At 73.0% G+C, this 19,759-nt stretch carries 11 protein-coding genes; 5 read left to right on the forward strand and 6 right to left on the reverse strand.

The window, feature by feature from the left end; translation table 11 throughout:
• Window positions 1–15: 15 nt before the first annotated feature.
• Entirely contained in the window at window positions 16–864 is an 849-nt protein-coding gene (locus CTZ28_RS13950) for a DUF3152 domain-containing protein (protein WP_259471599.1), read from the reverse strand.
• Between the two features lie 194 nt (window positions 865–1,058).
• Here CTZ28_RS13950 and CTZ28_RS13955 point away from each other — a divergent pair, with 194 nt between their 5' ends.
• The 3 genes from CTZ28_RS13955 to CTZ28_RS13965 are packed head-to-tail and all read left to right on the forward strand — an operon-like array spanning window position 1,059 to window position 3,750.
• Window positions 1,059–1,751, forward strand: coding sequence for a response regulator transcription factor (locus CTZ28_RS13955; protein ID WP_121889678.1), 693 nt, complete (start codon window positions 1,059–1,061; stop codon window positions 1,749–1,751).
• Complete coding sequence (locus tag CTZ28_RS13960) at window positions 1,748–3,223, forward strand: sensor histidine kinase (protein WP_259471600.1); 1,476 nt, start codon at window positions 1,748–1,750, stop codon at window positions 3,221–3,223. Before CTZ28_RS13955 ends, CTZ28_RS13960 begins: the two co-directional genes overlap by 4 nt.
• Window positions 3,220–3,750: a hypothetical protein gene (locus CTZ28_RS13965; RefSeq protein ID WP_121889679.1), complete on the forward strand. Its 531-nt coding sequence runs from the start codon at window positions 3,220–3,222 to the stop codon at window positions 3,748–3,750. Before CTZ28_RS13960 ends, CTZ28_RS13965 begins: the two co-directional genes overlap by 4 nt.
• A 28-nt stretch (window positions 3,751–3,778) precedes the next feature.
• Here CTZ28_RS13965 and CTZ28_RS13970 read toward each other — a convergent pair whose 3' ends face one another.
• The 3 genes from CTZ28_RS13970 to CTZ28_RS13980 all read right to left on the reverse strand — a co-directional run bounded on the left by CTZ28_RS13970 (window position 3,779) and on the right by CTZ28_RS13980 (window position 10,450).
• Entirely contained in the window at window positions 3,779–5,011 is a 1,233-nt protein-coding gene (locus CTZ28_RS13970) for a carboxylate-amine ligase (protein WP_183154393.1), read from the reverse strand.
• 122 nt (window positions 5,012–5,133) lie between these two features.
• Entirely contained in the window at window positions 5,134–6,318 is a 1,185-nt protein-coding gene (locus CTZ28_RS13975) for a HupE/UreJ family protein (protein WP_121889680.1), read from the reverse strand.
• A gap of 148 nt (window positions 6,319–6,466) precedes the next feature.
• Window positions 6,467–10,450 carry a metallophosphoesterase gene (locus CTZ28_RS13980; RefSeq protein WP_121889681.1) on the reverse strand — a complete coding sequence of 1,328 codons (3,984 nt, stop codon included), beginning with the start codon at window positions 10,448–10,450 and terminating at the stop codon, window positions 6,467–6,469.
• A gap of 542 nt (window positions 10,451–10,992) precedes the next feature.
• On the opposite strand from CTZ28_RS13980, the gene CTZ28_RS13985 reads away from it, so the two are divergent.
• On the forward strand, window positions 10,993–14,463 hold the full coding sequence (locus tag CTZ28_RS13985) for a phosphodiester glycosidase family protein (RefSeq protein ID WP_121889682.1): 3,471 nt from the start codon (window positions 10,993–10,995) through the stop codon (window positions 14,461–14,463).
• Window positions 14,464–14,568: 105 nt separating this feature from the next.
• On the opposite strand, the gene CTZ28_RS13990 is transcribed toward CTZ28_RS13985, so the two are convergent.
• Window positions 14,569–17,019, reverse strand: a complete 2,451-nt coding sequence (locus CTZ28_RS13990) for a zinc-dependent metalloprotease (protein ID WP_121889683.1) — start codon at window positions 17,017–17,019, stop codon at window positions 14,569–14,571.
• A gap of 348 nt (window positions 17,020–17,367) precedes the next feature.
• Window positions 17,368–18,195, reverse strand: coding sequence for a GntR family transcriptional regulator (locus tag CTZ28_RS13995; protein ID WP_121889684.1), 828 nt, complete (start codon window positions 18,193–18,195; stop codon window positions 17,368–17,370).
• Window positions 18,196–18,541: 346 nt separating this feature from the next.
• Between CTZ28_RS13995 and CTZ28_RS49275 the strand changes: the two genes are divergently transcribed.
• Window positions 18,542–19,687, forward strand: coding sequence for a peroxidase-related enzyme (locus CTZ28_RS49275; protein ID WP_147481148.1), 1,146 nt, complete (start codon window positions 18,542–18,544; stop codon window positions 19,685–19,687).
• Window positions 19,688–19,759 lie beyond the last annotated feature (72 nt).

The following is a 19,759-nucleotide window of genomic DNA, read 5'->3' on the forward strand; positions in this document are numbered from 1 at the left end:
ACCGGGGACGGCCGGTCACGGGACGGACGGGCCGGTGATGAGGTGTCCCTCGGGGTCGTACGGCCAGACGTTGGGGACGCAGCCGTGCATGCCCTTGATCTGCTGCATCATCGCGGGCGCCGGTTTCCCCCTGCCCGGGCAGGTGACATGGCCGTGGCCGAGGAAGTGGCCCACCTCGTGGTTGATGACGAGGGCCCGGTAGGCGGTGACGTCGTGCGCGTAGACGGGGGTCGCCTGTTCCCAGCGTCTGAGGTTGACCATGACGTTGCGGTCGACGCTGCAGTTGACCTCGCCGCCGGTGTCGAGGCCGTACCGTCCGCAGATGTCGTCGACGGTTCCCGGTGTGGCGATCCGGACCACGAAGTCGGCGGGGTCGGCGGCGACCCGCCGGAACGCCGAGTGCCCGTCGGCCGTCCAGCCACGCGGATCGGCGAGGATGCGCTCCACCTCCTCGGCGGCGTCGGCGGCGGACACTCCGCTGCCGTGCTCCGCCTCGACCCGGTAGCGCAGCGCCTTTCCAGAGCCCGTCTTCGCGCTCTCGCCGGGTGCCGTGACGAACGTTCCCGGCCCCGTCTCGGGGATGCCTGATTCGGAGGGGCGGGCGGACGCGCGGTGTCCGGCGGAGGCGCTCGGTGCCGGTGCCGACGGCTCGGGGGAACGGCGGGCCGGCGGGGTGTGCTCGGCACGTGCGCCGGATTGGCCTGCCGCCGCCGGGGGTTCGGCGCCGGACGGCTGCCACGCCACCACCGCGCAGCCCGCGGCCGCGAGGGCGGCAACCGCGGCCAGCCCGCCGGCCAGCCGCTTCCCGTGCTTCTTTCCGCGCGTGCTCCCGCGCCGCTTCCCGCGCCGCGCGGCGGCGTGCACGGAACGGCTCCGACGGCGGCGGGAACCGGGGGACTTTCCTTGGTACGCAGTCACGATCATTCACGGTGTGACCGCGATGTGATCACCCCTGGCCCGATTCATAACGGATCGATAACGCTCGATCGTGAGTGCGTCCATATGATCAACCGGTAACAGTTTTCCGGCCGGGCGGACGACATACCGATACTGGGCCCATGCCACGTGTACTGCTGATCGAAGACGACCGCGCCGTGCGCGAGGGCGTCACCCTGGCCCTGCGCCGGCAGCGCCATGACGTCGTCGCCGCCGGGACCGGCGAGGAGGGGATGGACCGGCTGCGGTCCTTCCGTCCGGACATCGTCGTCCTCGATCTGATGCTGCCCGGCATGACGGGGTTCGAGGTGTGCCGCGGCATACGGGCCGTCGACCAGACACTGCCGATCATCATGGCGACCGCGCGGGGCGACGAGGTGGACATCGTTGTCGGCCTGGAGGCGGGCGCCGACGACTACGTGGTCAAGCCCGTGCAGGCCCGGGTCCTCGACGCGCGGATCCGCGCTGTCCTGCGCCGGGCCGGCGGGACGTCCGCCGGCACCGCCCTGCCGAAGATCGACACCTACGGCGACCTGGCCGTCGACCGGGCCGGGCTCACCGTCACGCTGAACGGCGTGCCGATACCGCTCGCCCCCTCCGAACGGCGGCTGCTGCTCACCCTGTCCGCCTCACCCGGCCAGGTGTTCAGCCGGCAGCAGCTGCTGGAAGCGGTCTGGGAGCACGACTACCACGGTGACGCCCGCCTGGTGGACGCCTGCGTCAAACGGCTGCGCACCAAGCTGGACGAGCCGCCGCGCGCCCCCCGCTACATCCACACCGTGCGCGGTTTCGGCTACCGCTTCGCCGCCCGGTGAGGGCGCGCCGGCTGCGCGGCCTGCGGCCCCGCCTGGTGGTGGCCTTCGGACTCGTCGCCACCGCCGCCGCCACCACGACGGGCACCCTGACCTTCCGGGAGGCGCGCACCGGAGTGCTCCAGCAGAGCCAGGACGCCGTGATCAGACAGCTGCGCACCCAGGTCAGCCAGCGCGCCCCCGAACTCGGCTTTCCGCCCGACCGGTCGGCGCTGCAGCGGCTCGCGTCCGACGTGGCGGCCACCGAGGGGCAGGGGCACTGGCGCGTGCTGGTCACGTTCCGGAAACTGAGTGCGCCGTCCGTCCCCGGCGACCGCTTCGAAGAGCTGACACCGGCGGTGCGGGAGGCCGTCGGATCCAGCCGGGCCACCGTCTTCCAGCGGGTGCGCAGGGACGGGCGCACCTCACTGGTCGTCGGCATGTCCGTCACCTTCGGCGCCCCGGACGGACGGCACCTGGCGTCCGGGGTCCAGGTGTTCCTCGTCGTTCCGCAGACCACCGAGCAGGCGTATGTCGACGCCCTGGTCACCGCCGTCGAACGGGCCCTGGTACCGGCCCTCGTGCTCGCCGTGGCGCTCGCCCTGCTGGCCGCCCGTGGCGTGCTGCTGCCGGTACGGGCGCTGCGGCACGCCACCCGCAGCATCGCCGAGGGCCGCCTCGACACGCGGCTCGCGGTCAACGGTTCCGACGAACTCGCCGATCTGTCGCACACGTTCAACGAGACGGCCGCCGCGCTGGAGGCGTCGGTGACGGAGTTGCGGGAGATGGAGGCACGGGCGCGCCGCTTCGCCGCGGACGTCTCGCACGAACTGCGCACCCCGCTGGCCGCCATGTCGGCGGTCACGGACGTGCTGGACGAGGACGCCGCCCGGCTGGCTCCGGACACGGCCACCGCGGTACGGCTGATCAGTGAGGAGACCGTGAAACTCGCCCGCCTCGTGGACGACTTGATGGAGATGTCCCGCTTCGACGCGGGCGCGGCGGTCCTGCACCTGGACGAGATCGATCTCGCCGAGTCCGTCCGGCGCACGCTCGCCACCCGCGGCTGGTCCGACTCGGTGCAGACGGATCTGCCGGCGCCCGACGCGCTGCGCGGACGCGTCGACCCGCGCCGCCTCGATGTGGTCGTCGCCAATCTCGTCGGCAACGCGCTGCGGCACGGCACCCGTCCCGTTCGGGTGCGCCTCCACGCGCGCGATGCGGCCGGGGCCGGGCGCCTCGCGGTCATCGAGGTACGGGACAGCGGACCCGGCATCCCCGACGCCGTACTGCCGCATGTCTTCGAGCGGTTCTACAAGTCGGACAGTGCCAGGGCCCGTTCCGAGGGCAGCGGGCTCGGCTTGTCGATCACCGCCGAGAACGTCCGGATGCACGGCGGCACGGTCCGTGCGGCGAACCATCCGGCGGGAGGCGCCGTGTTCACCGTGGAACTCCCGCTGCGGCGGGACGATCTGTCCCAGGAGAATCCGACATGAAGGCCGGCCACCGACTCGCGCTGCTGACCGTGCCGGCACTGCTCGGGCTCTGCTCCTGCGGGATTCCCGCGACCGGGGTGGTGGAGGCCGGCGGTCCGGCGAGCGGGATCGAACCGGTGACGCCGGTGTACTTCCTCCGGGACGGGGCGCTCGTCGCGGTGCCGCGCGCGACCGCAGACCCCGGGGACGCCGGGGCGGCCCTGGACCTGCTCCTTCTCGGACCGGCGCCCGTGGAGGGGGCCGGCGGCCTGTCCACCGAGGTGCCGGGAATGCTGCCCGCCACCTCCCCCGTACCCGAGAACACCTCGGCGGCCGGCCCGACCGTGTCGGTGAAGGGCGACACGGTCGGGATCCGGCTGCCGCCCGGCTTCGACAGGTTGTCCCGTCTCGCCGCGGAACAGCTGATCTGTACGGCGGCCGCGGCGCACCGTATCGGCGAACCGTCCGCCGATACGGTGACGGTGACCGTGTCCACCGGCAGCGGGCGGCAGGCCGAGGGAACGGACGGGGACTGCCCCGGCGCGTGAGCGCGGCGCCGTGCCGGGCACCGCTCGGTCAGGCCGTCTCCTCCGGTTCGGACGCGAGGAGCCCGGAACGGGCGGACGAGGCGCGGGCCGGACCGGGGGCCGCCACGGGATCGGGGAGGGCGATGTGCTCGACGAGCCCGTCGAGCCGGCCGGTGCTGCGGTGCAGTGCCCGCTGGCGGTCGGCGGGGCCGCCCTCGGCGGCGAGCCGGTCCAGCCAGGCGTTCACCGACGCCCGGTCGCCGGCGTCCGGGAGATGGGGCCACAGCAGGCGGCGCGCCGTCTCGATCTGCCGCACGACCGGGGTCGCCGCGGGGGCCGCGCCGCTGATCAGGTCCAGCAGATCTCCGGTGACCCCTTCGCGCGCCGCCTGCCAGCAGGCGCCGACGAGCACGTCCTGCTCCACCAGCGGCGGGAGGACGCCCGCCCGGACCGCGGCGCGGGCACGCACGACCACGGCCCACACCACAAGGGCGTAGGCCACCGTCTCGCCCACGGTCGGCAGTACGTCGGCGACGCGGACCTCGACGGTCGGTACATGGCGCGAGGGGCGGGCGTACCAGTAGACCATCGCGGGATCCAGGGCCGCGCCGCTGGCCACGAGGGTCCGGACGAGTTCCTCGTAGTGCTGGGCAGAGCGCAGCACGGGAGGCGGGCCGGCCGTGGGCCAGCCGCGCCAGAGCATCGTGCGCCAGCTCGCGTATCCGGTGTCGGCGCCGTTCCAGTAGGGGGAGTTGGCGGTCAGCGCCAGCAGCAGCGGCAGCCAGGGACGCAGGTGGTTGACGACGGCGACGGCGGTGGCCAGGTCCGGCACACCTACATGCACATGACAGGAACACACACCCTGGTCGCGGACGAGCGGCCCGAAGCGCTGCCGGATCCGGAGATACCGCGGGTGTTCGCGCAGCGGCGGTGTCTCCGGAGGATCGTCCGCACCCCCTGGCCCGGTACGCCCGATCGGCGAGGTTCCCGAGGGGAGCAGCAGACAGTCCCGTTCCCCCGCGGCCCGCGCGGCGGCCCCGCGCAGCCGCCCGAGTTCCCCGCGGAGCTGGGCCGCGGTGCCGCATACGCCGCTGACCGTCTCGATCATCGCCTCGGAGATCTCCGGCACCAGCTGCCCGGCCGTCAGCCGCTTCCGGCCGGCCTCCAGCACCTGGCTGCCCCGCCCCACGGGCCGGTACGCCTTCCGGTCGAGGAGCAGGAACTCCTCCTCGACGCCCAGCGTGACCGTCTCGCGTAAGTCCCCTGGTCCCGAGCTGTCCACCCGGCCTCCCCATCGTCGGCACACGGCGCGGTCGGCACCGTGCGGTGTGCTGTGTGGTGTGCAGTGGTGACTCAGTGCTACCCGCGGCGGGGACGGCTCACGACTGTCCGGGAACGCGGGCGTCAGGCGCTGATCGCCACCCGGTCCCAGAACCAGTAGAGGCTGACGATCACGATGGGTGCGGACAGGGCCGGCAGTACCCGGCGGTGGACCGGTGACCGGCGCAGCAGGAGCAGCAGCGGGAAGACCACGACGATGATGCCCAACTGCACGGCCTCGATGCCCACGTTGAAGCTGAACAGCGACAACAGCAGTTCCCAGGACCAGCGTTCGTCGATGCCCAGCGATCCCGCGAAGCCCAGTCCGTGCACGAGACCGAAGACGAAGACGGTGGGCAGTCGCCAGCGTGCGTTGTCCGTGCGGTCGCGCAGCACGAGGCCCGCGATCGCGACGACGGCGATGGACGCGGCGATCAACGGCTCCACCAGCCCCGCCGGCACGTCGACGACGCCGCACGCGGCCAGCAGGAAGGTGATGCTGTGCGCGGCGGTGAACGCGGTCGCGGTGAGCGCGATCTCACGCAGGCTGCGGGCCCCGATGAGCAGGGAGAGCAGAAAGAGGATGTGGTCGAGGCCGAACAGCAGATGCTCGGTGCCGAGCAGGAAGAACTCCCAGATCTGGTGGGACTCCTGCCGTTCGGTCGCGGCGGCGGTGACGGAGGGTTCGGTGACGGTGAGGATCTGCGAGCCCCGCCGGCCGTCGATGTCGTAGTGCACGATCGTCTTCGTGCTGTGCACGAAGCTCTCGGCGTCCGGGAACAGCGCGCTGGAGACGGTGACCGGCCCGGTGGCGCCGACCGGGCAGGTGAAGGCGAGGGTGAGCACGGCGTAGGGGCGTTCGCCGCGGGTGCGGATGTCCGCGTCGCCCACGGTGCGGGCCGGGCACGCCGTGTCGTCGCGGGTGATCACGAAGCGCCCGGTGACGTACTCGGACACCGCGTCCGCGTTCCGCTGGAGCTGGCGCAGTTGCTCGGCGCGGCCCTTCGCGTCGTACGCCTCGGCGTACAGCCAGGCCGACTTCATCAACAGGTCGTACTCGAGGTCGAGGGTGGCCTCGGGGCGGGCCGCACTGCCGTCGACCTCGACGTAGGCGGTCGAGGTGGCGTCGTGCGCGGCGGCGGGTGCCGCCTGGAGCAGACCCGCGCCGAGCAGCGCCGCCAGGGCGGTGAGCACGGCGAGCAGGGCGCCGCGCGGCCGGCCGGGCCGGGACGCGGGAGCAGGACGGAGAGCGGGGGGTGCGGGATCCATGGCGGGCTCGGTTCTCGTGGCTGATGATCACGGCGGTGACCGTGGTCGTGATCCGGAGCGGGGAGGGACGGCGCGGGCCCGCCGCCCCGGACCGCGCGGGTCCGGGGCGGCGGACGATCACCGCCGGGCACGGCCGGCGGTCAGCCGGTCAGCGCCGGCCCACGGACGGCGCGAACCACTCGTAGTAGGGCGTGTCCGCGTTCCATGTGCCGGGCCGGCCCTGGGCGTCCTTCGTCACGAAGACGCTCGGCTCGGAGGCGGTGACACCGCCGCCGCCGGAGCGGGCCGTGACGAACCACGCGTGGGTGGAGCCGGGCTTGAGGTTCCGCCACGTCACCGAGGCGACCTCACCGGACGTGACCTTCGTGCGCCCGATGACGCTGACGGGGTTGTACAGCGCGACCGAGTCGGTCTCGAAGGTCGTCTTGCGGGAGGTGAGGTCGACCGGCAGCACCATGTTGTCCTCGGTGCCGTCGTACCGGTGGTTGGTGTCGTACTCGGTGGCGCCGAACTCGTCGAGCAGCGGCGAGTACGTGTCGACGGTCAGCTCGGAGCGGGCCACGTCGAACTGCAGCAACCGGAAGAAGCTCGCGCCGAACTGGAGCTGGCTGTCGGGCTGGTAGCCGCCGATCTCGGTGAGCCCGAGCCGGTCCGCGGACACCGTGTAGAACTGGTAGTCCGCGAGCAGCTCGACCACGTCGTGGCTGATCTCGCCGACCTTCGGCTTCACGTTGGTGCCCACGCCGTGCTCATGACCGGCGAGGATCAGAAAAACGTTCGGGTTGTCCTGGACCACCGTCTTGAACAGCATCGAGCCGTCGGGCGCGGAGAACGGGGCCCCGCGGCCGTCGGGGTGGGTGCTGGGCGCGAGGTAGTCGTGCGAGAGCAGGATGCCGTTGCGGTCGGGGAAGCGCTTGAAGATCGAGTCGGCCCATTCGGCCTCCTCGCGCGTCACCCCGTAGGACAGGCCGACCACGACGAAGTCCTGGCCGCCGGCCGAGAACAGGTCGTAGTGGTTCTGGTTGTCGCCGGCCCGCCAGGGTCCGCCGTAACTGGCGTGCTCCCAGCCCTGCGACAGCGCCTGGTAGCGGTCGGGGCCGTAGTACTTGTTGTAGATGGCGTCCGGGCCGGTCTCGGTTCCCGACTGGTTGTCGTGGTTGCCCGCGATCACACCGTTCGGGATGCCCGCGTCGTCCAGGATCTTCTGCTGCGCGGAGGACACCTCCAGCTCGCCGACGACCTGCTTCTGCATGGCCTCGTCGGCGGGCTTGCGGATGTTGTTCTCGATGATGTCGCCGGTGTGGGCGACATAGGCGATCTTCCGCTTGTCCTTGTTGTCGACGACCCAGCGGGCGACGTCCCCGTACGCCTTCTGCCAGACCGCGCGCTCCTCGGGCGTCTCCTGCTCCACCGCGCCCTCGGAGAGGTACTGCGTGTCGGTGTAGTGGACGATCGAGAAGTCGTACGAGCCGGGGTCGGCGAACGCGTTCGGGTCACCGGCGTCGATGTCGTCGGCGAACGGGTCCTCGCCGGTCACCATGACGTGGACCTGCTGGCGGTCGACGTAGGCGCGGTCCAGTACGGCGGTGAGCACCGTGTTGCCCTCGGCGGCACCGCGGGCGCTGTTGACGACGTCCCACTGGCCGGTGCCGTTGTTCCACACCCGCAGCGAGGCGAGGCGCTCGGGGTCGATGACGCCCTCCCAGCGCAGCACCGGCTGGTCGACGTGGCCCTTCACCTGGACGTCGAACCGCTGGAAGGTGACGTCGGATGAGGCCGGTGCGGCGAGCGTCCTGCCGTCGGCGGGCGCGAGACCCGCGGCCTTGACCTTCTTCTCGCCCTTGACCTTCAGCGTGGTCGGCACGGCGGTGGCCGTGCCCTGGTACACCTGGCCCGGGGTGAGGATCTCGGCCTCGGAGAACGTGGCGGTCACCTTGCCGCCGTCGGGCTCGGCCACCTTCGCGGACAGCTTGACGTTCCGGCCGGCGTCGGTGGTGCCGGACGCGGGCGTCAGCTGCGCGGGGGTGTCCGGGATGCCCGCGGAGGTGAACTTCACCTCGCGGGTGCCGGTGTTGCCCAGGGAGTCGGTGGCGGTCACAGAGAGCGTGTGCGCTCCCGCGGACAGGCCGGGCCCGATCTCGGCGCCGGCCTTGACCGCCTTGCCGTCGAGCTTGATGTCCGGGCCGTTCACGACGCCGGAGAAGTCCTTCATCTGCACGCCGAGCACGACCGACGCGGTGATCCGCTGCCCGGCCCTGGGGGTGCTGCTCGCGACCTCGGGCGCCGAGTTGTCGGTGGCCAGGACGCGGGTGGCGGTCTTGCCGGACTTCGAGACGGCGGCCAGCGTGTGCTGCCCGTCCTTGATCTTCGTGGTGTCGAGGTCGGCGCGGACCCCCTTGGCCGGGCCGTCCACGAAGAACTCCAGGTCGACCTCGGTCAGCGGGTTGACGTTGTCACCGCAGTTGCCGTCGCCGAAGCTGTAGGAGCCCTTGACCATACGCCCCTCGGCGGTGCCGCCGAGGGGCGTCAGCGTGATGCCGGAGAGCGCGAAGTCGTCCCGGTTGTCGCCGCAGGAGGTGGCGTAGGTGCCGGCGACGACGTCGATGGTGTTCCAGCCGGGCACCAGCCACTCGTTGGGGAACGTCAGATCGACGTGCCGGCTGACGTAGTCGGCGTCCAGCACCAGCTTCTGGCCGTTCACCAGGATGTAGTTCTGGTACCGGGCCTCGATCGAGTTGCTGCCCACGGTGAAGCCGAGGGTGGCGTCGCCGGTGCCGAGCGTGTCGGTGACGGCGACGGCCGGGGCGTCGATCGTGTAGTGCAGGTCGACCTCGCGGAGGCGGTCGGCCGAGCTGCCGCAACTGCCGTCGCCCATCGCGTAGGACGCGGCGATGTCCTTGCCGGTGACGGTGGCGCCGTCCAGGGCGAGGCCGAGGCCGGAGATGTCGAAGTCGTCGCGGTTGTTGCCGCAGCTCTCCTTGTAGGGGCCGGTGACGACCTTGATGATGTTGTCACCGGGCACCAGGTACCGGGCGGGGATCGCGATGTTCACCCGCTGGCTGACCCAGGTGCCGCCCAGGTCGATCCGCTTGCCGTTGACCAGCAGATAGTTGTCGTACTTGTCGTCGAGCGAGTTGGCGCCGACGTCGAAGTAGAACGTGGCCGCGCCGTTGCCCAACTGGGGTGCGGAGACCGGCTTGGCGCCGTCCACGGTCAGCGAGGACACCTCGCCGTCGGCGCCCGCCGGGAAGGTGGCGAACACGGACTGTCCGCCCTTGACCAGCGTGCCGTCCTTGGGGAGCAGCCGGGGGGCGCCCGCCGGGGCGTTGTTGACGGTCACCTTGTTGGTCACCGTCTTGCGCGAGGCGGTGGTCGCGGTGAGGGTGTGCTCGCCGTTGGCGAGCTTCGTGGTGTCCAGGTCGCTCCGCAGGCCGGTGGTGCCCTGCGGGTCGCCGAGCGCGAAGAAGCTGAGGGTCGCCTCCTTCAGCAGCGAGCTGTTGGAGCCGCAGTTGCCGTCGCCGAAGGAGTACGTGTATTCGTTCTCCTCGCCGTCCGCGACCTCGCCGAGCAGGGTCAGCTGGATGTCCGACAGCACGAAGTCGTCGTGGTTGGTGCCGCACGAGGTCTCGATGGTGCCGGCGAAGATCTGGATCTTGTTCTCGCCCTTGACGAGGTGCTCGTTCGGGATCTCGACGGTGCCGCGCTCGTTGACGAGGTCGCCGATGTCCGCCCGGTACTCGCCGTTGACCAGCACGTAGTTGTGGTAGCGGGCTTCCGTCGAGTTCGAGCCGACGTCGAAGCTCAGCCGGGACACCCCGACGGTCTTCCTGGCGTCGATCGTCTTCCCGTCGACGGCGAGCTGTGTCACGGAGTCGCCGGCCAGGGTCGGGACGGCCGCGACCTGCTGGGTGCCCTCCAGGTACGACCCCTCGCCGGGGCTGAGGGTGGGCAGGGTCGTCGCGTTCGGGCTCGACGCGTTCTTCTTGTCCGTGGCGCGCTGGTCCGTGTCGGTGTCGGCGTACGCCACCGTCAGGTTTCCGCCCACCAGGACGAGCGCGGTCAGCGCGGCGCCCGCGAGCCGCTGTCCGCCGGATCCACCACCCTGCCGTCTTCGCCGCAGTGTTGGCCGCATCAGCAGCCGTCCTTCCTGATCGCTCCAACAGGGAAGGGCACATCGCGAACCAAACCGGACATGCCCATGGCGAATCCTGGGCACCTCAGGTGAACACCGGTGGTTGTGCCGGAGACGATCAGCGGAATGAACTTCCCATGCCTGAACCGGAAAGGCGTGTACGTCGTCGGCATTGCCCGCGGCCGGGCCCATGTCTTGCATGCCCGGCCGAAGGCGCCCGCCGCGGCGCCGTCCGTCACGGCGAACTCGGCGCCCGGTCGGTGCCGTTGACGGACCGGCCGGCCTGATACTCGGCCATTCCGGCGCCGGTGAGCGGGTAGTAGTCGGACAACCGCCCGCCCTCATGCGCCGGGTTCGGTGTCCCGCTCGCAACGGCTGGCCGAGGAGGGGTTCGTGCCACCGGAGCTGCTGGGCTGAGGAGCGGTCCGGCCGTCCGCTGACGGGCAGTTCCGTGCCGCACCCGCAGCACGGATCTCAAGAACGCCCGGCCAGCCATGTCATGTTCAGTGTGGCGTTGCTGCGGATGAATAGTTTCATCGGCCATGAACTCACTTGACCACGACACTGCCGGGCTCACCCGCCGCGGACTCATCGTCGGCGCGGTCGCCGCCACGCTCGTCGCCTCCGGCGGCGTCGCAACCGCGAATCCCGGCCGGACGACCGGATCGAGACCGGCCGGGAGCGGCGGCGCCGCTCCCGCCGGTTCGGCGCACGGCTCCCTCGACCACACCGTCCCGCGGTACCGGACGACCGTCCCCGGCGAGTCCGTCGAGGTGGACCGGGTGGACCGCCCCGTGGCCCCCGGGATCGTCCTCACCACCTTCGACACGTTCGGCCGCAGCGGCTGGACCCGGGTGCACGTGCTCAACGCCGACCTGGGCGACGCGTCGGTCGGCGTCGACCTCGTCGCCGGCAAGGTGAGCGAGACCCGGACGGTCTCCGCCGCCGCCGACGCGCAGCACTCGGTCGCCGCCGTCAACGGTGACTTCTACGACATCACCGAGACCAACGCGGCCATCGGCCCCGAGGTGCAGAGCGGCCGGTTGCGCAAGGGAACCAACCAGCGCTCCACCGTCGTGACGGTCGGTGCCGACCGGGTGGCCCGGCTCGCCGACTTCCTCATCGCGGGCACGGTCACCGTGGCCGGAACCAAACGGTCGCTGGCCGCGCTCAACTCCCCCGGCGTGCCCGCCGACGGCATCACCGTGTTCACTCCGGAGTGGGGACCAGGAAACCGGACGCTCATCCAGGGGGCCGGCCCGTACACCGAACTCGTCGTCACGGACGGCAGGATCACCGCCGTCGCCACCGAACTGACCGACACGCCCGTACCGGACAACGGCCTGATAGTCGTCGGCCGCGGCGCCGCGGCCGCCCAACTGGCCACCGCCCGCCAGGGCGACGCCGTCTCCGTGGCGTTCGAGCCGAGGACCGACGGCGCCGCGGCGCCGCACATGGCGCTCGGCAGCAACGCGGTACTGGTCCGCGGCGGTTCGGCGATCACCTTCCCGTCCAACGACAACAACAACGCGCGCAAGCCGCGCACGGTCATCGGCTGGCTGGACGGCGGACGCCGGCTGCTGCTCGTCGCGATCGACGGATCGGCCGCGTTCTCCGCCGGGCTCGGCTTCGACGACACGGCCGAGCTGATGGTGCGCCTCGGCGCCACCGAGGCGTTCATGCTCGACGGCGGCGGCTCCACCGAGATGGTCGCGCGGCGCCCGGGCGACGGCGCGGTCAGCGTCGTCAACACCCCCTCGGACGGCAACGAACGGCCGGTGCCCAACGCCGTCGGCCTGTTCGGCCCGAAGGGATCCGGCACCCTGCGCGGACTCGACGTGCGTCCCGGAGCCGACCGGGTGGTTCCCGGACTCACCCTGAACGTCGATGTCGCCGGCTACGACGAGACATGGTCGCCCGTGGCCGTCGACCGGCACCCCGTCACCTGGACCGCCCACCCGGGCTCGCTCGGCCGGGCGAACGACGGCGTCTTCCGCGCCGGGAAGCCGGGCGCGGGCACGCTGCGCGCCCGGTCCGGCCGGGCCCGGGGCGAGCGCGAACTCCGCGTCGTCGGCGAGCTGCACCGACTGGCCTTCGCCCAGCGGGCGCTCACGGTCGAGCCCGGCGCGACGGCGGCCGTCGGCCTCGTCGGACACGACGCCGACGGGTTCGACGCCCCGGTGTCGGCCCACGACGTCACGCTCGACTACGACAGGTCCGTGATCAGCGCGACCGCACGGTCCGACGGCAGCCTCGGCATCACCGCGGGCCAGGACGCCGACGGCAAGGCCACGCTCGTCACGGCCACGGTGGCCGGAGTGACGGCGAGGCTCGCGGTGACCGTGGGCCTGAACGACGTCCCGCTGGCCGAGTTCGAGCCGGGCGAGACGTGGACCGCGGCCTCCGCCCAGGGCACCGCCTCCGTCGGCACCGTGCCGGCGGCGGACCGGCCCGGCGCTCCCGCCGACAACCACGCCCTACGCCTCACCTACGACTTCACCGGGAAACCCAGCACCTCGGCGGCGTACGCGGTCGCGTCCGCCCCGATCACCCTGCCCGCCGGGACCAAGCGGCTGGCGCTGTGGGTCAACGGGGACGGGCGGGGTCACTGGCTGCGCGCCATGCTGCGCTCGCAGGGCACCACGAACGTGCCGTTCACCTTCAGCACCACCGTGGACTGGACCGGCTGGCGTCAGGTCGTCGGCGACCTGCCCAGCGGCTTCTCGGACCCCATCACCCTGCTGCGCGTCTACATCGCCGAGACGTCGCAGACCAACAAGAACGCCGGGCAGTTGACGTTCGACGCGCTGACCGCCCAGGTCGGGCAGCAGCCCGACACCGCCGAGGCACCGCAGCCGGACCCCTATGTGATCGAGCAGGGCGGCATTCCGCACGGCCGGTGGACGTTCGCGGTCCTGTCCGATCTGCATGTCAGCGCGGCGGCGGGGCCCGACTCCTTCTCGGCCCGGCAGGCGGCCCTCGCGCTGGACCAGGCGGTCGCGAGCGAGCCCGACTTCATCCTCATCAACGGCGACTTCGTGGACAACAACGGTGCCGCGGACTTCGCCCTCGCCGACAAGCTGCTCGGCGACCATGTGCCGAGCGGGCTGCCGGTCCACTGGACGCCGGGCAACCACGAGGCCGGTCTGTCGGCCACCGGGGGCCTCGACGCCTTCCTGTCCGCGACCGGCCGGCCGAACAAGCAGGTCTTCGACCACAAGGGGACCCGGTTCATCCTGCTGGACTCGCACACCGGCGACATGCGCACCTCCGACTGGGAACAGGTTCCGCTGCTGAAGTCCGAGTTGGCGAAGGCGGCCCAGGACCGGTCGGTCACCGGCGTGGTGGTCTCCTTCCACCACCCGCTGCACGATCCGTCGGGAGCCGAGTCCTCGCAGCTGTCCGACCAGTTGCAGGCCGGCCTCCTCAAGCGCTGGCTCGCGGACTTCCGGGAGACCTCCGGGAAACCGATCGCGCTGTTCACCGGGCACGCCCACACCGCGTCGGTCACCCGCGCCGACGGCGTGCTCGACGTCACCACTCCGGCCGTGGGCAAGACGCCGTACAGCTCGCCCGATCAGGGCGGGTTCTTCGGCTGGATGAACGTCGGCGTCGATCCGCGTCCGGCCCGGATCAGGGCCGGACGGCCCAGCCCTCGGACCCGGGACTGGCTCCGGGCCGAGAGCCGGCCGCTCATCGACACGATCACACTGTCGGCGCCCGGCCAGGTCGAGGTGGGCTCCCGCGCGGCGGTCTCGGCGACGGCCGGCACGAGCGAGTTCGGCCTCACCTTCCCGCTGCGCTTCCCGGCCAGCGTCACCTGGGGCGGCGGTTCCGGGCTCGTCGTCGCCCGGTCCGCGTCCGAGGTCCGCGCGGCCGGGCGCGACCCGAGGACGCGTGCCGTGCTCGATCTGACGTCCGGCACGCTCATCGCCGTACGCCCCGGGACGGTCACGGTCACGGTGACGTCGGGCGGCCTGACCGACTCCGCGACCGTCGACCTCGTCTCCTGACGCGGCGGGACCCTCGGTGACGGGGCAAAAGCCCCCGACTCGCGGCCGGCCCGCCGGCCGGCCGCGGGCGGTCCGGCGGCCCAGCGGCGGGGCGGAGCCGACGGGTCACAGGGGTGCTCCGGGTGGTACTCGGGGCAGCGGGTCGAGGTGGGCGGCGGCGGGGCCGGCGAGGAACGCGGTCAGGGTGTGGGCGGTCTCGCGGCGACGGGCCGCGCGGGCCTGGTTCCGGTCGGCCGCGCCGGGCTCGGCGGCCAGCCGGTGGGCCAGGGTCCGCAGCGCCGCCTTGAGTTCCTCGCGGACCGGCGGGTGCGGTCCGCCGTCGCGCACGGCCGCCATGACCTGACGGACCACGACCCAGCCGGCCGTCTCCCGGACCAGGGGCTCCCGGTCCGAGACGGCCTCCTGGGCGGTGTCCGACGCGGCGTCCGGGCCGTCGTGCGGGCCGTCGTCCGGGCCGTCGTCCGGGCCGTCGTCCGGGTGCCAGGACGCGGTGAACAGGGCCGCGAGCACGTCGCCGACGCCGGGCTGCCGGAGATCGGCCGCGTGCTGCCAGGCCAGACGGTTGAGGCGGGCCGGCTCCAGCAGCGCCTCGGCGACCAGGGCCGCCGCCGACTCCACGGCGGACAGCGGGTCGAAGACCCGGCCCGCCCGGGTGTCGAAGTGCTCGGGCGACCGCTCGTACCGGATCCCGGGCGGCGTCAGCACGGCGAGGACGGCCGGATCCGGCACCAGGTGGGCGGGGTCCAGCAGGGCGACGGTCGCCCGCAGCGCCCGCCACTGGTCCTCGGGCGGGACCGGGGACGTTCCGGTGACGGTGTCCGGGAGGGCGTCACCGGCGTGTGCGTAGGCGTAGCGGACACCGCCGACGAGCCGGGCCACGGCGGCCAGGTGGTGCCGGTGGTACAGGTGCAGCAGCGCGGCCCGGCGCTCCAGTTCGCCGGTCTGCCGGCCGGGTGGCACGGCCCCGCGGGAGAACCCGGCCTGGGCCGCCCGGCGCACCGCGAGCGCCTGGTCGAGCGCCTCGAACGGATCGGGCAGATGCGGCACCCAGACGGCCGCGTCGGCGTGGGCCGCACCCGGGCCGCGGGCGTCCTCGTCCGCGAGACAGAGCAGTCCGCGCTCCGTCGCCTCCCGGCGCAGCCGGGCGAGCCCAGCCTCCTCCGCGGCGGCGGTGAGCTCGCCCGACTCGTCCGCGAAACGGCCGTACGCGTGGGCGACCAGGAAGTGGTCCCAGGGCCCGAGCCCCGCGGGGTAGGCGCGGGAGAGGTCGGGGGTGCCATCGGGGCCGACGGTGATGTGCGGGTGCGGGTAGTCCATCACCGAGGGGCGGGGGTGGCCGGTGCTCGCGAAGTTGTGCATGAAGCCCAGCGCGTGGCCGATCTCGTGCGCGGCCAGCAGCCGCATCCGGGCGAGCACCGTCTCGCGTACGGCGGCCAGCCGGGCGGTCTCGTCCGGGTGACCGTAGGGGGCGAGCAGCGCCTCGGCGAGCGCGGTGACCTGTTCGACGCGCTGTGATCCGAGGCGTACCCGGCCGTGCAGGATCTCGCCGGTGCGCGGGTCGGTCAGGGCCTGGCCGTGCGACCAGCCGCGGCCGTCGCGGTGCACCCACCACACGGTGTTGAGCGCCGGGTCGTCCAGGTCGGTGTCCACGGCGGCCACCTCGACGCGGTACGCGTCCGGGAACCCGGCGGCCTCGAACGCCTCGCGCCACCAGTTGCCGCCCGCCACGACGGCCGACCGCCACGGCTCGGGGACGGCCGGGTCCACGAGGAAGACGAGGGGCGTCCGCACCGGGCCGGACACGGCCCCGGGCTCGGCCGGTTCAAGCCGGAAACGAGGCTGGTACATGACGCGGACGCCGTCCGCCACGCGGTCGCCGTGGTCGTCGTGGCCGATGCCGTAGCCGCCGGAGGCCGGATGGTAGGGGCGGGCCGGGAGCGGCGGGTCGGGCAGCGGTACGAGATGGACGTGCTGCACCAGGGAGAGCGCCGCGGGCGCGGGGGTGACCCGGCGCAGCGCGGGGCCGGTGCCGGGGCCGCGGAGGGTGAGCAGGGCGGGCAGGCGGACCCCGCGGGGGCCGGCCGCCGCGGGGAGCGGGTACGACGCGTCGGGGTCCACGGCGTAGTCGCCCTGGCCGCGTTCGCGCAGCAGGTCGGCGATGCCGTGCAGGTCGGTCAGGGCGAGGCCGGTGGGGTCCACGAGGGCGCCGTCGGCGTCCTCGCGCAGGACGGGGGCGCTCCAGATCACGGACCGGGCGAAGGAGTCGGCGCCCGCGCGTACGGCGGCCGGCCCGCCGGTGGCGAGCCGGTGCTTGTCGCGCAGGACGAGGACGGCCCGGCCGGACAGCCGGCGGAATTCGGCGATCCGGCCCTTGCCCGACTTGCCCCGGTCGAGGGTCAGTTCACTGGATCCGGCGCCTGCGGAGAGGGCGGCGGTGAGCAGGAAGGGGGTGTCGAAGCGGCGGACGAGGAGCAGGGTGCTGCCCGCGTCGCCCTCGGGCCGGTCCGGGTCGGTGACCAGGTCGAAGAGGGGACGGTCGGGGTGGTTGCGGGGCATCCACCGAATCCTAGGCGTTCCCCCTCCGGGGTGGTTGGGGGGTTCGTTGTTGTGCGGGGCGTTGTGGTCGATGGGGTGGCTTTCGGGGTGGTGGTTGTCTGCGGGTGCGTTGTGGTTCGCGCGGTGGTGGTTGTCTGCGCGTGCGTCGTGGTTGGTCGCGCGGCGGTGGTTGTCTGCGGGTGCGTCGTGGCTGATCGCGCAGTTCCCCGCGCCCCTTCCAGGGGCGATACCGTCGTCGTCCCGTGCGGGTGCGTCGTGGTTGATCGCGCCGTTCCCCGCGCCCCCCTCCAGGGGCGACACCGTGCCTGGGTGGGCCGTTTCCCGTGCTCCCTCCGGGGGCTTCTGGGGTTAGTGGTGTGGTTCTGCTGGGATTTCGTAGGCCAGGCGGAAGCGGTCGCCGGGGATTGTCAAGTTGGCTGTTTCCAGGGGGCGTTCGCCGGCGTAGTAGGTCCGTTCTATGGCGGCCACCGCCGCGCCGCGGCCCAGGTCGAGGGCTGCGGCCTCCTCCGGGGTGGCGAGGCGGGCGGTGACGGTCTCGGTCGAGCGGGTGACCCGGATGCCGATGTACGACATGCGGGCCACGACGCTCCCCCCGGCCAGGGGACCCGCGCCGGGCAGCGAGACGGGCGTACCGCCGGTGATCTCCAGCGGCTCCCAGCTGACGCAGCTCATCGCCGGCAGGCCGTCGTTGCTGAGCTGGTACTCGCTGCGGATCACGGGTTCGCCCGGCGGGACGCCCAGCCGGCGGGCGATGTCCGGGCTCGCGCCCTCGGTCCGCGAGGAGGGCACACCGCGCTCCGAACCGGCGCCCGGACCGTCGTCCGCGCCGGAGGCGGTGGGTCCCGCGCGGCGCAGGGACGGGTGGACGGCGAGCCGGCCCTGGAGCCGCTCGTGGGTCCAGGAGCGGGCCATCGTGGAGGCGGAGATGCGCTCCTGCACGAAGACCCCGCGGCCGGTCCTGCCGCGCGCCAGCCCCTCGCCCACCAGCAGGCGGACCGCGGCGGCGGCCACATTCACGCCGACGTCGTACTGCCGGGCCAGGGCCGCCCGGGAGGGCAGGAGGGCACCGGGTGGGAACTCACCGGTCTCGATCCGGCGCCGCACGTCCTCGGCGACCCGTCGGTAGGACGCGACCCGCACCACAGCTTTCCACCCTCCGGACAGTTGTCTCACCATATGAGAATTTTTGGGGTCGATCGAAGATTTTCGGCCGACCGACCGCTCCCCGACGGTACCCCGGGGCCGGAACCTGTTGCATCAGGTGGGTGCGCATGTGGCATGTGGGGCGGGAGGGCGGTCGAACCGGTGTCACCTGTTGCAACAGGTGGGTCGCGACACCCGGCGGCCGACAGGTGCGCGAAGGCCGTCGCCGGGGATGTTCCCGCCTGTCAGGGCTTTGCGCACGGCTCGTGGACGAGGCTAACTTTCACCTCTCCGGGCTCGTCCCACGATGTGTCCGGATGACGGGCCACGGTCGTGCCCGTCACAGGAGGGACCCGATCGAGCGGGGAGAGGAGTGACCTTGAGCGACGACGAACAGTACCGTCCCGCCGTCGGCACGCACGCCGACGCGGCCGGAACCGCACTCCTGCGCCCCGCCCGCCCGGGCCGGCTCAGCCCCGTACTGCGGGCGGAGGCGGCGGCCCTGGCCGCGGAGCTGGCCGGCCGGCCCGCGCTCGCCGCGGCCTACCGGCACCGTGCGCCGCACACTGCCGACGGGGCGCACGAGCCGGACCCCGGCCGCGCCGCCGCCGTACGGGCGTACGCCCGGGCCGTGACCCTCGCACCGGCGCACGCCGGGCGAGCGGAACTCGCGGAACTGGAGCGCGCCGGACTGACCGCGGCGGACATCGTGGCGCTGGCCCAGATCGTCGCCTTCGTCTCCTACGAGGCCCGGGTCGCCTCGGGACTGGCCCTCCTCGACGGCGCCCCGGCCGCCGACACCGCGCTCGCCGCCCGCGCGCTCGCCCGCTCCGCCCCCGCCGAACCGGCCGCGCACCGCGCCGAGCAGGACGCGGGCCCCGTCGAGCAGCACTTCACGCTGGACACGCTCACCTGGACCCCCTGGATCGAGCCGGTCCCCGCCGACGCCCTCGACGCCGACCAGCGTGCGGTGATCGACGCGCACGCCACGCTCTCCACCGACTCGCCGTACTACCGGACCCTGCTGCACGACCCGGCCGCGCTCGACCACCGCACCCACGTGTACAACGCGCTGATGTACGGCCGGGGCGGGCTGCCCCGGGCGGAGCGGGAGCTGATCACCCTGCTGGTCTCACGGATCAACGGCTGTGTGTACTGCGCGTCGGTGCACGGCCGTAAGTTCGCCCAGCTCGGCCGCGACCCCGAGACGGCGCGGCGGGTGCTCGACGAGGGCACCGCGGCGCTCGCCGGCGATCCGCGCCGGGCCGCCCTCGGCCGCTTCACGGAGCGTCAGACGGCGACCCCGCCGGCCGCCACCGCCGACGACGTGGCCGCGCTGCGCGCCGCGGGCATCGACGGCATCGCCCTGCTGGACGTGGTGCACTGCGTGGCGCTGTTCGGCTGGGCGAACCGGCTGATGCAGGTCCTGGGCGCGCCCGCCGTGCCGGAGTCCTGTACGGAGACGTCCGGTCCCGCCGCCGCACCGGCGGCGGCGCCCGCGGCGGGCTCCCCGTCGCACGGCTGACCGGACGTCGTTCCCACCTGTCAGGCCCCGCGGCACTCGCCGCCGGGTCCTAGTGAACCAGTGCCCGCGCGT

It is taken from the genome of Streptomyces shenzhenensis, assembly GCF_003688995.1.
Taxonomy (GTDB): Bacteria; Actinomycetota; Actinomycetes; order Streptomycetales; family Streptomycetaceae; genus Streptomyces; species Streptomyces shenzhenensis_A.